The organism is Streptomyces sp. N35 (assembly GCF_016464295.1).
GTDB lineage: Bacteria > Actinomycetota > Actinomycetes > Streptomycetales > Streptomycetaceae > Streptomyces.
This window is the reverse complement of the sequence record NZ_JAEIMH010000009.1, coordinates 16,755-30,296: the sequence shown is the minus strand read 5'-3', so window position 1 is coordinate 30,296 and position 13,542 is coordinate 16,755. Positions and strand designations below refer to the sequence as shown.

At 70.7% G+C, this 13,542-nt stretch carries 12 protein-coding genes; 4 read left to right on the top strand and 8 right to left on the bottom strand.

Annotation, left to right across the window (positions count from 1 at the left end):
- Positions 1-1,040 (bottom strand): S1 family peptidase (locus JAO81_RS07335; RefSeq protein WP_233415048.1); only part of this gene is annotated, 1,040 nt, incomplete at its 3' end.
- A gap of 357 nt (positions 1,041-1,397) precedes the next feature.
- Positions 1,398-2,339, bottom strand: a complete 942-nt coding sequence (locus tag JAO81_RS07330; RefSeq protein WP_233415036.1) for a slipin family protein — start codon at positions 2,337-2,339, stop codon at positions 1,398-1,400.
- Between the two features lie 86 nt (positions 2,340-2,425).
- On the opposite strand from JAO81_RS07330, the gene JAO81_RS07325 reads away from it, so the two are divergent.
- The gene (locus JAO81_RS07325) at positions 2,426-3,292 is read left to right on the top strand and encodes an alpha/beta fold hydrolase (RefSeq protein WP_199546957.1); all 867 of its coding nucleotides are present in this window, start codon (positions 2,426-2,428) and stop codon (positions 3,290-3,292) included.
- Between the two features lie 60 nt (positions 3,293-3,352).
- Here the strand turns inward: JAO81_RS07325 and JAO81_RS07320 are convergent, their stop codons facing one another.
- The 4 genes from JAO81_RS07320 to JAO81_RS07305 all read right to left on the bottom strand — a co-directional run bounded on the left by JAO81_RS07320 (position 3,353) and on the right by JAO81_RS07305 (position 6,898).
- Positions 3,353-4,027, bottom strand: coding sequence for a hypothetical protein (locus tag JAO81_RS07320; RefSeq protein WP_199546956.1), 675 nt, complete (start codon positions 4,025-4,027; stop codon positions 3,353-3,355).
- Positions 4,028-4,172: 145 nt separating this feature from the next.
- Positions 4,173-5,072, bottom strand: a complete 900-nt coding sequence (locus JAO81_RS07315; RefSeq protein WP_199546955.1) for a S1 family peptidase — start codon at positions 5,070-5,072, stop codon at positions 4,173-4,175.
- 238 nt (positions 5,073-5,310) lie between these two features.
- A complete protein-coding gene (locus JAO81_RS07310) occupies positions 5,311-5,547 on the bottom strand; it encodes a hypothetical protein (RefSeq protein WP_199546954.1) in 237 nt (78 codons plus the stop codon).
- Between the two features lie 94 nt (positions 5,548-5,641).
- Complete coding sequence (locus tag JAO81_RS07305) at positions 5,642-6,898, bottom strand: DUF5685 family protein (protein WP_199546953.1); 1,257 nt, start codon at positions 6,896-6,898, stop codon at positions 5,642-5,644.
- Positions 6,899-7,200: 302 nt separating this feature from the next.
- Between JAO81_RS07305 and JAO81_RS07300 the strand changes: the two genes are divergently transcribed.
- Positions 7,201-7,656, top strand: coding sequence for a cell division protein SepF (locus tag JAO81_RS07300; protein WP_165334207.1), 456 nt, complete (start codon positions 7,201-7,203; stop codon positions 7,654-7,656).
- A 66-nt stretch (positions 7,657-7,722) separates the two neighbouring features.
- Here JAO81_RS07300 and JAO81_RS07295 read toward each other — a convergent pair whose 3' ends face one another.
- Positions 7,723-8,910, bottom strand: a complete 1,188-nt coding sequence (locus JAO81_RS07295) for an acyl-CoA dehydrogenase family protein (RefSeq protein ID WP_199546952.1) — start codon at positions 8,908-8,910, stop codon at positions 7,723-7,725.
- 182 nt (positions 8,911-9,092) lie between these two features.
- A complete protein-coding gene (locus tag JAO81_RS07290; protein ID WP_199546951.1) occupies positions 9,093-10,799 on the bottom strand; it encodes an MFS transporter in 1,707 nt (568 codons plus the stop codon).
- 226 nt (positions 10,800-11,025) lie between these two features.
- Here JAO81_RS07290 and JAO81_RS07285 point away from each other — a divergent pair, with 226 nt between their 5' ends.
- Positions 11,026-12,186 (top strand): glycosyltransferase family 39 protein, encoded by a 1,161-nt coding sequence (locus tag JAO81_RS07285; RefSeq protein WP_199546950.1) that lies wholly within the window; start codon positions 11,026-11,028, stop codon positions 12,184-12,186.
- A 216-nt stretch (positions 12,187-12,402) separates the two neighbouring features.
- On the top strand, positions 12,403-13,407 hold the full coding sequence (locus tag JAO81_RS07280) for a phosphatase PAP2 family protein (protein ID WP_199546949.1): 1,005 nt from the start codon (positions 12,403-12,405) through the stop codon (positions 13,405-13,407).
- The last annotated feature ends 135 nt before the right edge of the window (positions 13,408-13,542 follow it).

Below are 13,542 nucleotides of genomic sequence, written 5' to 3'. Positions count from 1 at the left end.
GGCGGGAAGAAGGTCTCCCCGCCGGAGCAGCACTCACCGCTCCCGCCCGAGGTGAGGCCGACGGCCTGGTCGCCAGCGAAGAGCGACCCGCCGCTGTCGCCGGGCTCGGCGCAGACGGTGGTCTGGATCAGGCCGTTCACGATGTCGCCGTTGCCGTAGTTCACGGTGGCGTCCAGGGCCACCACCTCACCGTCGTGCACCTGCGTGGTGGAACCGCTGCGCTGGACCTGCATGCCGACGGTCGCCTCGGCGGCCGCAGTGATGGCCTGGCTGCTGCCGTTGTAGAGGTTGACCTCGCTCGGGTGCTCGACCCCGTCGGCGTACTTCACCAGGGCGAAGTCGTTGTCGGGGAAAGAGGACTCGACCATCTCGCCGAGCGCGCCGCCGTTGGAGTCCTCCCAGCTGGAGCCGGCCTGACCGCAGTGGCCCGCGGTGATGAAGTGCGGGGCTCCGTCCTTGACGACGTTGAAGCCGAGCGAGCAGCGGCCGCCACCGCTGAGGATCGCGTCACCGCCCGCGGCGTACTTCTTGAACTCGCCCTTGGTGCGCTGCAGTTCGGCCTTGCCGCCGAGCCCTTCGACGACCTTGCCGAGCTTGGCCCACTCGGCCTTGGAGACCGTACGGTCGGCGGTGACGACGACCTTGTTGGTGGTCGGGTCGGTGGCCCAGGACGTGCCCGGGATGGTGGCCTTGTCGGTGAGCGTCGCGCGGGCGCTCTTCAGCTCCGCGAGGGAGTTCTGTACGACTCTGGCCTTGCCGCCCGCCTTCTCGACCAGGCCGGCCGCGGCCTCGTCGAGCACGTTGACGACGAGCGTCTTGCTCGCCGCGTCGTAGTACGTGCCCGCGGCGTCCGTGCCGAGATCCTCGCCAAGGGTGGAGGCGAGCTTTCCGGCCGCCGTCGCCGAAAGGGTCTTGAGCTCAGGAGTGGGGGTTTCCTGGCTCGCGTTCGCAGTCTGGAACGTCAATCCCGCGGTCACCAGCGCGGCGATGCCCGCGCCTGCTATCGCGGCCCGCCGCTTGGGTATGCGTCGGTGCTTCAACTTCACGACCTCCTGTGGGGGGTCGGTCCCGGTGCGTGGGGGCCACCGGGACCGGAAGGCGTACGGGTCAGGGCCCGGCTCAGTGGAAAAAGCCGTGTCCATGCCCGTGTTGTGGCGACCACTATTCCGATACCGACTGGTAGCACACAAGGTCGACTTCAGGACTCCCGCACGGCAACGGGCGTACGCCCCCGGCGCGTTGTATCCGCGGGTCACCCCATGTCGCTTTCCGCTGCAAACACCGCGTGCGAGCAGACCGTCACCAGCGCGTAAGGACTAGTCCTGTCTTGAAATCGCCCCTGTGGTACAGACTTGAGCCAGGCCGGTGCACACGATCCGGCCTGCTCAAGGCCGCACCTACGCGGACGGCTTCTCCTCGGCCGGCGCCGCCACGTCCTGCGACAGCCGCGTCTCGGACACCGCGGATCCTTCCTGCCGCCCCTCGTCCAGGGCGGGCTGCCGCTGCACGCCCTCGTCCTGAGGGCCGGGAGCCTGAACGGGAGCGGGAGCGGGAGCGGGAGCTGGAGCGGCCGGCAGGTTCTGCTGCGCCCGCTCGAGGAACCGCAGCAGCTCCACCGGGAACGGCAGCACCAGCGTCGAGTTCTTCTCGGCCGCGACCGCCACCACGGTCTGCAGGAGCCGCAGTTGCAGCGCCGCCGGTTCCTCGGACATCTCGTGCGCGGCCTCGGCCAGCTTCTTCGAGGCCTGCAGCTCCGCGTCCGCGTTGATGATCCGGGCCCGCCGCTCACGGTCGGCCTCGGCCTGGCGCGCCATGGACCGCTTCATGGTCTCCGGCAGCGATACGTCCTTGATCTCGACCCGGTCGATCTGCACACCCCAGCCGACGGCCGGGCTGTCGATCATCAACTCGAGCCCCTGGTTGAGCTTTTCGCGGTTGGAGAGCAGATCGTCGAGGTCGCTCTTGCCGATGATGGACCTGAGCGAGGTCTGGGCCATCTGCGAGACCGCGAAGCGGTAGTCCTCGACCTGGACGACGGCCTCGGCCGCGTCGATCACCTTGAAGTAGATGACCGCGTCCACCCGGACCGTGACGTTGTCCCTGGTGATGCCGTCCTGTGCGGGCACGGGCATCGTGACGATCTGCAGGTTGACCTTCCGCATCCGGTCGATGAACGGCACGATCATCGTGAACCCGGGCCCGCGTACCTGCGTCCTGAGACGGCCGAGCCGGAACACCACACCCCGTTCGTACTGTTTGACGACGCGCGCCGCTGCCATCACATAGACGGCACCGGCGGAAGCCACCGCCGCGCCCGCCGCTACCAGTTCCTCGACCATCGCGGCCCCCCAGGGTCCGTAAGGGACGTGTCTTGGGATCCTTTCGACGGTAACTCCCTTACTGGGGCGAAGGGGAGGGGCAGGCGTTGGACAGCAAGGTGAGGACGCGGGACGGACGGACGCTCACCGCGCAGGACCGGGGCGACCCGCACGGCCGGGCGGTCCTGCTCCTGCACGGCACCCCGGGCAGCAGACTCGGAAACGCGCCCGCCGAGGTGCTCGCCCGGTGGCCGGGGGTGCGGTTCTTCGCGTACGACCGCCCGGGGTACGGCGGTTCGGACCGGGCCGAGGGACGGGACGTGGCGCACTGCGCCCGGGACGCGGCCGAGGTCGCGGACGCCCTGGGGATACGGAGCTTCGCGGTGCTCGGCCGCAGCGGCGGCGGCGCGCACGCACTGGCCTGCGCGGCGCTGCTGCCCGAGCGGATCACCCGGGCCGCCGCACTGGTCCCCACGGCGCCCCGGGACGGCGCGGGTCTCGACTGGTTCGCGGGGATGACTCCGTACAACGTGCGCGAGTACTCCCTCGCGCTGCGGGGCGCCGGTGTGCTCGCCGCCTCGCTCGTGCCGCAGGCGGAGGCGATCCGTGCGGACCCGTCCCGGCTGCTCGCGGGGATCGCCGAGGGGCTCGCCCCCTCCGACGCCCAGGTCGTCGCGGACCCGGCCGTGCGCGCGATGCTGCTCGCCAACTACCGCGAGGCGCTGGCCGCTTCGGCGTACGGGTGGATCGACGACTGCCTCGCGCTCTCACGGCCCTGGGGGTTCGACCCGGCGGACATCCGCGCGCGCGTGCTGCTGTGGCACGGGGCCGAGGACACGTTCTCCCCGGTGGGTCACTTCCACTGGCTCGCACGCCGCATCCCGTGCGCCGAGGCGGTGCTCGCCGAAGGGGTGGGGCACTTCGGCGCGGTGGCCGCCTTCGACTCCGTACTGGAATGGCTGCTCGCCGGCTGAAGGCCGTCCGGTACGGGACTGGGCCGTCCGGTACGGGGACTGGGCCGTCCTGTAACGGGACTAGGCGGCCCGGTCCACGTCGGGGCGGGTCAGGCGGGCGCCCTTGAGGCAGTCCACGATGCGCTCGTGCGTGTCGCCGACGGTGTCCACGACCCGCAGGCGCAGCTGGAGCGCGTCGACTTCGGTGACGAAGCGCTTGGAGAACTCACCGGCCCGCACCGTTCCCTCGTCCACCCTGCCGATGAGCGGACTGCCCGCACCGAACAGCTCCAGACCGTAGTCCGTCCCGAACTCGAGCCCCGCGGCGGACAGTTGGGTGAGGACCCCGGCGAAGTCCGCCCACTCCCCCGCGTCCGCACCGGGCCGGACCACGCGGTAGTCGACGCTCTCGATCACGGCCGCGCCCTGACCGCCGTTGACCAGGCCGACCCGCCAGCCGTACTCGCCCGCGGAGATCAGGCCCCGTACCCACTCCGCACGCCAGCCGAGTGCCGGCCGGACCGTACGGGCGTACTGCGCGCGGGCGAACACCGCGCCCGAGGCCACCGCGAGGAGGCTGCCGAGCGGCTCCATGTCGAGCAGCTGCAGCCGCCACGGCCAGTGCGCACGGGCGTCGGCAGCGATATTGCCGCGCACGACCTCCCAGCCGAGCACGACCAGGAGCAGACAGAGCAGCACCAGAGGTGCGGTGAAGAGCAGCGGGCTGCGGCGCACACGGCGCTGACGGTCGTCCAAGTCCTGTTCCCCCGTGGCGAGTTGCCCGACCCGGCGGGCGATCCGTACAGGTGATCCAACCGTACGAGGACGACAGAGGCGAGCCCCCGCCCGGAATCCGGACGGGGGTCGCTGCTGCTGGCTGCAGATGAACCGTACGTGGTGCCTAGTAGACGCTGACCCCATAGGCGCTCAGGGCCTCGGTGACCGGCTGGAAGAAGGTCGTACCGCCGGAGGAGCAGTTGCCGGAGCCGCCGGAGGTCAGACCGATCGCACGCGTGCCGGAGTAGAGCGGGCCGCCGGAGTCGCCGGGCTCGGCGCACACGTTGGTGCGGATCATGCCGTAGACGACGTCTCCGCCGCCGTAGTTCACGGTGGCGTTGAGACCGGTGACCCGGCCGCTGTGGGTGCCGGTGGTCGAACCGCGCCGGGTGACCGACATGTTGACCGTGGCGTTCGCGGCGCTGGTGATGTCCTGGCCGCCGACGGTGCCCGGGTGCGCGATCGCGGTGTTGGAGTACCGCACGAGCCCGTAGTCGTTGCCCGGGAAGCTGGAGCCCGCGGTCGGGCCGATCTGCGTGGTGCGGCTGGAGTTGGTGTACCAGGTGCCCGCGCCGTCGGTGCAGTGACCGGCGGTCAGGAAGTAATAGGTGGAGCCGCTGCGGACGTTGAAACCGGCCGAGCAGCGCCAGCTGGACGCATAGATCGCGTCGCCACCGGAGAGCAGCTTGCTGAACTTGCCAGGAGTGCGCTCGATCTTCAGGGCGCCGGCCTGGGCTCCGGCGGTGCGCTTGATCTCATTGATCTCCGCCTGCGAGACGGTCGAGTCGGCCGTCACGACCAGGCGGTTGGTCTTGGAGTCGATGTGCCATGCGGTACCGCCGACGTCCGCCTTGAGCATCGCGCTGCTCGCCTTGGTGAGCTGTGCGGCGCTGAAGGTGGCGGTCTCGCCGGCGCTGGCACTGGGCACGGCGAGAGCCGCCGCTGCGACGAGTCCGGTGCCGACGGCGAGCACGCGGGTGCGTCTCGCTATACCGGTGCGGGGGGTGGTGCGCTTGATCCTCACTTGTCGTTCCTCCCGAGGGGAATCGGGGGCCCGTGTTGTGGGGTCGGGCCCGTGAGGCGCAGCCAGAGGGAAGTGTCCGTATACCGAACACGTTGTGCCCCTGACAAGCGCTGTTCGGGAGTATTCGGCTAGCGAGTTGACGGCACAAGGGCGCCTTTCGGCCGTGTGCCTCAGCACGCGCTTCTGCCCCGGCGGCTCCTGTCGTACGTGAGGAGGCCGCCGGGGTCGCGTCGGTGGATCAGACGGATAACCGGCCGTCGAGGTTCCTCCCCCACTCCCGGCTTCGCTCGAGCGGGAGGTGCCCTGCCCGCCCGTCGGCGTTCTCGACCTGAATCGTGCTCCGGTTCTCGTACGGGGTGAAGCGGCCCGGCACTGACCAGTCGGCGTCGCACGGCACGGCCTCGACGCCCTGGAACGCGCGGCGCGCGGGCGAGCCGGGGAAGGCGAGGCCGTCCTCGGCCGCGGCCCGCAGCACCGCCTCGTCGCCGCCCTCGGTCCACTGCCCGGGAATGGCCGGAAGTTGTCCTTCCGGATAGTCCGCCGCCCGCGGCCGCCCGACGCGGCAGCCGTCAGCAGCCGTCGCAGGGGCAGCAGCAGTCGCAGCTGCCGCAGTTGCAGTCGCAGCTGTGACAGCAGCCCTCGCGCTTCTTGCGCGTCCACGGGCCCTCGTACGACTCGGCGCAGCACATCTGGCAGGTGCAGCACACCACGAAGAACATGCCGCAGCCCGCCCAGAACCCGCGCCGCCCCTTGGGCTGCTCGGGCGCGGGACCGCCGCCGAACCCGCCGGGACCACCAGGACCGACCGGACCGCCCGCTCCCCCGCCGTACGGATTCCCGGGACCGCCACCGTACGGATTGCCGGAGCCGCCGCCGTACGGACCGTCGCCCGGGTACTGGCCGCCGAACCCCGAAGGAGGCGGCCCGAATCCTTGCGGACCGCCGGCGCCCGGCTGCTGATGCGAGCAGGTCGTCGAGCCGAACGTCCGGTCCACGGACCGCCGCAGCTCGTGCGCGAGGAGCATGTGGGCGAGTCGCTGTTCGGTGAACTCCACGTCGTTCAGGGCCAGCCGGATCCCGTGCAGCGCGTCATCGGCGAGCCGCCGCGCCTCGGCCAGTGAGGTACCGGTGGCCGTCAGCGGGTTCCATGCGCCGGCCTCGGCGTCGGCCGTCTGGTCCTCCACCGCGTCGAGGAGGTGCGCGAGCCGGCCGAAGAGCCGGCCGGCCTCGGCGAGCGGTCCCGCGTTCCCCGGCCGGCCCGCCAGCCATGCGGTGTGCGCGAAGGCGGCGGCCGTCGCGGTCTCGGTCGGCTCGGTGACGGTGAGCAGGGAAGTCCCGGGCCCGGCAAGGGCCTCGAGCTCCAGCTGCCGGTCCACGGCGTCGACCAGGACGGCGGTGTCGAAGCCGACCGACGAGCCCACCTTCGCGCCCGCCCGGTCCCAGCCCTTGGCCACCCGCCGTGCGGCGGCGGCCACCGGCCCCCGCGCAAGCAGTCCGTCACCGTCGGCCACATGATCGCGCACCTTGGCCGAGGCGAGGACCAGCGAGACGGCCGCGGCGAGCCGCGCCCCCTCGCCCTGCGCGACGGACGCGGTCCGCATCCCGCGCAGCGGACAAGGCCCCGCCGTACGCCGCCAGTCGGTGCTGCGCTCGGCCTGAGCCTCCGTCAGAACCGAGATCAGCAAGCCGTCGTAGTTGGTGACGATCCGCGAGAACTGACCATGGTCCTTGCGCAGCGCGAGACAGAGCCCGCAAAGGTGCGCCATCCATTGGGTCTTGAGGCCTTCGCCGAGGTGATGGCTGCAGGGCCGCACGATTCCGAACACGTCGACTCTCCCCCGTGAGGTCGCTTGGAGTGATCCGCATCGTATCGACCAGGAGGCATCGGCCACAGGTTCTCCACGACACGCCGGTATCACCCGTACGCCACAACAAATACTATTTCACTCACTGTCAGCAGCCGTGCCCGTCAGGACCCTTGGGGAATGGGGAGTACGTTCTGCACCAGTACCGTCACAAACCCCTCGCGCAGCGAAAAACGGCTCGGTCAACGCGGAGCCCGCTGCGCATCATGGACGACCATAGGGGCACGTGCGGAGTTGAAGAACCGCTGTGAGAGGAGGCGTCCATGGGATCGGTACGTAAGGCAAGCGCCTGGCTTGGCCTCGTCGACGACAACGATGATGAGCGTTACTACGACGGATACGACGACGACGCGGTCGACTCGGTCGAGGAGTCCCGTACGGACAACTCCTGGGTCACGGACCCACGGGTCCGCGTCGCTTCGCAGACCGCCGAGGAGCAGGGCCGGCGGATCGGCACCATCACACCCGACAGCTTCCGCGACGCCCGCGGCATCGGTGAGCTGTTCCGTGACGGCGTCCCCGTCATCATGAACCTCACGTCGATGGAGCCCGGCGACGCCAAGCGCGTCGTGGACTTCGCGGCCGGCCTGACCTTCGGTCTGCGCGGCTCCATCGAGCGGGTGGCGGGCCGGGTCTTCCTGCTGACCCCGGCCAACACCCAGATCGTCAACGGCGAGGCCTCGGCCCGGCCGGCGGACGGTTTCTTCAACCAGAGCTGACGCAAGGCCTGCTCACCGGAGAGAACCGGCCACCGACCCGGTTCGCCAAAGGGTGCCGATCCGGGTTCACCGGAAGGCATCGAGCCCGGTGAGCGCCTTGCCGAGCACCAGCTGATGCATCTCGACGGTGCCTTCGTACGTGAGCACCGATTCGAGATTCGTCGCATGGCGCATCACGGGGTACTCCAGCGAAATCCCGTTCGCACCCAGGATGGTGCGCGAGCTCCGGCAGATCTCGATGGCCTCGCGGACGTTGTTGAGCTTGCCGAAGCTGACCTGCTCGGGCCGCAGCCGCCCGGCGTCCAGCCGGCGGCCCAGATGGTGCGCGAGCAGAATCCCCTTGTGCAGCTCGACGGCCATGTCGGCGAGCTTGGCCTGGGTGAGCTGGAAGCCGCCGATCGGCTTGCCGAACTGCTCACGGGACTTGGCGTAGTCGAGCGCCGACTCGAAGCTGGCGCGGGCCGCGCCCATGGCGCCCCAGACGATCCCGTACCGGGCGTGGCTGAGGCAGCTGAGCGGTCCGCGCAGGCCGGTCACCTCGGGAAGGACCGCGTCGGCGGGCAGCCGCACCTCGTCCATCACCAACTCGCTGGTGACGGAGGCGCGCAGTGACCACTTGTGCTTGATCTCGGGCGCCGAGAAGCCGGGGCTGTCGGTGGGGACGACGAAGCCGCGGATCCCGTCGTCGGTTTGGGCCCAGACGACGGCGACCTTCGCCACCGAGCCGTTGGTGATCCACATCTTGCGCCCGGTGAGCACCCAGTCGGCGCCGTCCTTCTTGGCGTACGTGCGCATGCCGGCCGGGTCGGAACCGTGGTCGGGTTCGGTCAGACCGAAACAGCCGATGGCCTCGCCCGCCGCCATCGCCGGCAGCCACTGCTGCTTCTGCTCCTCGGAGCCGAACTTCCAGATCGCGTACATGGCGAGGGAGCCCTGTACGGAGACGAGGGAGCGGATGCCGGAGTCGGCGGCTTCGAGCTCGAGGCAGGCGAGCCCGTACTGGACGGCGCTCGCGCCCGCGCAGCCGTAACCGGTGAGCGACATCCCGAGGGCGCCGATCGCCCCCAGCTCACGGGCGAGTTCATGGACGCCGGGCAGCTCGCCGCGCTCGTACCAGTCGGCGATGTGCGGCAGGACGCGGTCGGCGGCCCAGCTGCGGACGGTGTCGCGGATCGCGAGGTCCTCGGGATCGAGCAGGTCGTCGAGGCCGAGGGGGTCGCGAGGGTCGAAGGGGGGTGCTGCGGATGCGGACATGACCGGCCTCCGGGTGCGGGCAGCCAAACTAGCGCTGGTAGTTTACGGTGCGCCGTCGACGTTACCTCAGCCCCTGCGGCGATTGAGCAGATCCGAGCGAAGTTCGGATGCGGGGGTCCGGGGGCGGAGCCCCCGGTTTCGGGAAGGGGCGGGGCGGGGAGAAAGCCCGCCGCAGGCGCCCCTCAGCCCCGCGACTCCGCAGAGGCACGCTCACGCGAGGGCGAGGGCGAGGGCGAGGGCGAGGGCGAGGGCGAGGGCGAGGGCGAGGAAGACTCACGGGACGCAGCCGGCGAAGGAATCGCCACCGCCCCCTCCCCCGCATCGCACGTGTCACCACACGACATCACCCGCGGCAACCGCAACGCCGCCACCGCACCGAGCAGCAGCAGCCCCGCGCTGACCATCAGCGTGACGTGCAGACCGTTCACGAACGAGTCCCGCGCGGCGGACCGCAGCGCCGCCCCCGCACCGCCGCCGAGCGAGTCGGCGACCTCGTAGGCCTCGCCGAGGGAGTTCTCCGCGGAGGCGCGGGCCGCTGACGGCACGCCCGGAGCGGCCGCGAGCCCGGGCGCGTACGCCGCGTTCATCACGCTGCCGAGCAGCGCTATGCCCATGCCGCCGCCGAGCTGGTACGAGGTCTCGCCGATCGCGGCCGCCCCGCCCGCCTGCCCCTGCGGCGCCTCGCTGAGCATCGACTCGTAACTGCCGAAGAGCGTGGTCTGCAGACCGAAGCCGAGCAGGACGAAGCCGACCAGCATCAGGGGCGGGTTGTCGTCGTGGCCCAGGAAGGTGAGGACCAGAACCGCCGCTGCGGTGAGGCAGAAGCCGGAGGCGACCATGGCGCGCGGTCCGACCCATGGCAGCAGGCGGGAGCCGACCAGGCCGCCGGCCATCGCGGCGAGCGTCAGCGGCACCATCCGCAGCCCCGTCGCCAACGGGGAGAGCCCGAGGACCAGCTGCAGATACTGGGCCGCGATCAGCATCAGACCGACCAGCGCCAGCATGGCGAGGACGATGCAGCTGACCGAGGTGCCGAACGCGGGCCGCGCGAACATCGACAGATCGACTAGGGGGTGCGTGCGGCGGCGCTGACGGCGTACGAAGAGGATCAGGAGCACGGCGCCGACTACCAGCGGGACGAGGGTCATCGCGCTGAGCACGCCCTCGCCGCCGCCCGCGCGCTTGACGCCCATGACCACGCCGAAGAGTCCGCCGGCGGCCATCAGCGCACCGGTCACGTCCCACGGTCCGTCGCGGTCGCCGGTCGACTCGGGCAGCAGCCACCGGCCGATGAACAGGCTCGCGAACATCAGCGGGATGTTGATCAGGAAGACCGCACCCCACCAGAAGTGCTCGAGCAGGAAGCCGCCGAGCAGCGGACCCGCGGCGGCGCCGATCGCGGCGACGGCGGTCCAGACGCCGATGGCGACGGCCCGTTCGCGCCGGTCGGGGAAGACCTGGCGGACGATCGAGAGGGTCGCGGGCATGATCATCGCGCCGCCGACACCGAGCAGCGCACGGGCGGCGATCAGGAGGTGGGGCGAATCGGCGAGCGCGGCCATCGCGGAGGCGACGCCGAACAGGCCGTATCCAAGGAGCAGCACGCGGCGGCGGCCGACGCGGTCGCCGAGGGTGCCGAAGAGGATGAGCAGCGCCGCGCACACCAGCGGATAGGCGTCCACGATCCACAGGAGCTGGATGCCGCCCGGCTTGAGGTCCTCGGTGACGGCGGGGACCGCGACATGGAGCACGGTCGAGTCGATCGCGACGATCGCCAGGGACACACACAGGACGATCAGGACGACCCAGCGGTTGGCGCCGCCTTCGGGACACAGGAGCCTGGTAACGGCCGAGGGCCGCCGCGCGGCAGCCGTGGTCGTCCCGCTCATCCGTGTACCTCCAGTGGGTCCTCGTACGCGGCCGTCGGGTGGGGCCGACCGGCGCGATCGCGAGTGAGCCGTCAGATTACGTCAGTTCACTGCTGGTGCGCGTGGTCCATCTCTCACGCGCACACGGGACTGCTTGTGGCGTACACCACCCCTCTTCCCCCTCTACACGTACAAAGGGCACACGCCGGTTCGGGCCGCTGCGGTGGCGGCACCCATAATCGAGCCCGTGACCGATCTTGATCAACGCCCCGCGGGGCCTCCCGCGACCGGACGCCTGACCCGTGCGCTGCGCCACGCGGCGCCCGCGCTGCTCGTCTACGCCGGGGTGCGCGCGCTCGGTCTCCTGGTGCTCGCGCTGTGGTGCCTGGGCACGGGCAAGAGCCCGCACACCCTGCTCACCGCGCGCTGGGACTCGCTCTGGTACACCCGCGTCGCCGAGCACGGCTACGGCTGGTCGACCACGCTGCCCGACGGCACGGTCCACTCGAACCTCGCGTTCTTCCCGCTGCTGCCCTGGCTGGAGCGGGCGCTCTCGGCGATCAGCCCGCTGTCGTACGCGGACGCGGGGATGGTCGTCGCCTGGGTCGCGTCGCACGCGGCGGCCTGGGGGATCTTCCTGATCGCGGACCGCCTGTACGGGAGACGCACCGGGGTGTGCGCGGTGGCGCTCTGGGCGGTGCTGCCGGTCGGGATCGTCCAGTCGATGGCGTACAGCGAGGCGCTGTTCACGGCGCTCGCCGCCTGGTCTCTGTACGCGGTGCTGCGCGAGCACTGGATGACGGCCGGTCTGCTCGCGGCGCTCGCCGGTCTGACCCGGCCCGTGGGCATGGCGGTCGTGGCAGCGCTGTGGGTCGCGGCGATCCTCGTGGTCGTACGGGAGCGGCGGGCGCCCTGGCGGATGGTCCTCGGGGCGGTGCTCGCCCCGCTGGGCGCGGCCGGGTACGTGCTGTGGGTCGGGCAGAAGACGGGCGGCGGGCTCTTCGGCTACCTCGACGTCCAGAAGCAGTGGGGCAACGGCTTCGACTTCGGGTACGCCTTCGCGCGCTTCATCGGCGACAAGTTCACGTCGTTCCCGTCCGCGCTCGCCGGGGTCGGCCTGATCGTCGGGGTCGCCGCGGTCATCTGGCTGTACGTGGTGGGCGTACGGCAGAAGCAGCCGGTTCCGCTCCTTGTCTACACGGGGATCGTGCTGGCGCTCGCGCTGTGCGCCTCGGGCTACTTCGGGTCCAAGCCGCGCCTGCTGATGCCGGCCTTCCCGCTGCTGCTGCCGCTCGCCGTCGCCCTGGGACGGCTGCGAACGTCCAGGTCGGTGGTGGTGCTGACGGTCGTGGGTGCGGCATCTGCGGCGTATGGGGCGCTTTGGCTGAACGGATCGGGTCCACCGTGATCGGCAGGGAAAATCGGCACCGATTACCGGTGAACGAATTCGGACCGTTCACTAAAACGTTCTCGGAATGATCAATGGAATAGGAGTCGAAGGTCCCGCGCTTTTCGATGAACCGCGGGAATAAAGGGGCTCCTGAGATCAATCCCACATCACATCGTCATCACAAAGCCACTGATTCGGCCTAGCGCTCAGCTCACTCGCTGTAACGTCGATTGGGTGCGTACCGAACAAAACCTCACCCGTCTGGACCGGCTCTTCGCCCGTCTGGACCGTGAGCCTGAGCGGCCGCAGAACCTCGATGTTCCGCGGATGAGCCCGCACCGGATCGTGCTTCTCGGCTCGACCCTGGTGTTCTACGGGCTCATCGTCGTGGCCGTCATCAACACCACCTGGCTCGTCAGGCTCGACTGGCAGCTGATGTTCTTCCGTCCCTACGAGCAGTGGTCCGGGCTGCACGCCTGGATCGACTACTACGTGGTGCTCGGCCAGCGCGGCCCCACGGCGGTGATGGTCCTGGCCTGGCTGGGCTGGCGCTCCTGGCGTCAGCACACCCTGCGTCCGCTGCTGATGCTCGGCACCTCGTTGCTGCTGCTCAACATCACGGTGGGCGCCGCCAAGATCGGCATGGGCCGGCTCGGCCCGCACTACGCGACGGCCATCGGTTCCAACGAGATGTGGCACTTCGGCAACGGCGATATATTCCCCTCCGGCCACACCGCCAACGCCGTCGTGACCTGGGGCATCCTGGCGTATCTGGCCTCCAGCCAGCGCACCCGCCGCTACCTGTCGGCGGTCTCCGCCATCGTGGCGCTCGGTGTCGGACTCAGCACCGTCTATCTCGGTACGCACTGGCTCAGCGATGTGATGCTGGGCTGGGCCGCGGGTCTGCTCATCCTGCTCGCGCTGCCCTGGTTCGAGCCGCTGGTCGCGCGGGCCGAGGCCTGGATCTTCGCGGTGCGCGACCGGATCCGCGAGCGCCGCACGGCAGTGGGCGCGGTCCCGGCCGGAGTGCCGGCCATGTTCCCGCAGCGCACACCCGCCGACGACGAGGTGCCCGCCACGCGCGAGCCGGTCTCCGCGACCGTGCATCCGGCGCGCGGGCTGCGTACGCACCCGGTCCGCACGGAGCGCACGCCCCCCACCGCGGTCGTCAGCCGCAGGCCGCAGCATCCGGAGCGGGTCGGCCGCTCCACCGCGGCGAGCCCGGTCACGGGCAGCTGAGGCGCGTCGAGAACTGCACAGACAGCGGGGCCGGTACGCACAACCTCCCCGCAAGGCGAAGGGGGGGGGGCCACGGGGGCGGGGCGGGGGCCCGGCGGGGCGGGGGGGCTGGGGGGGGGGGGGGGGCGGCCCGGC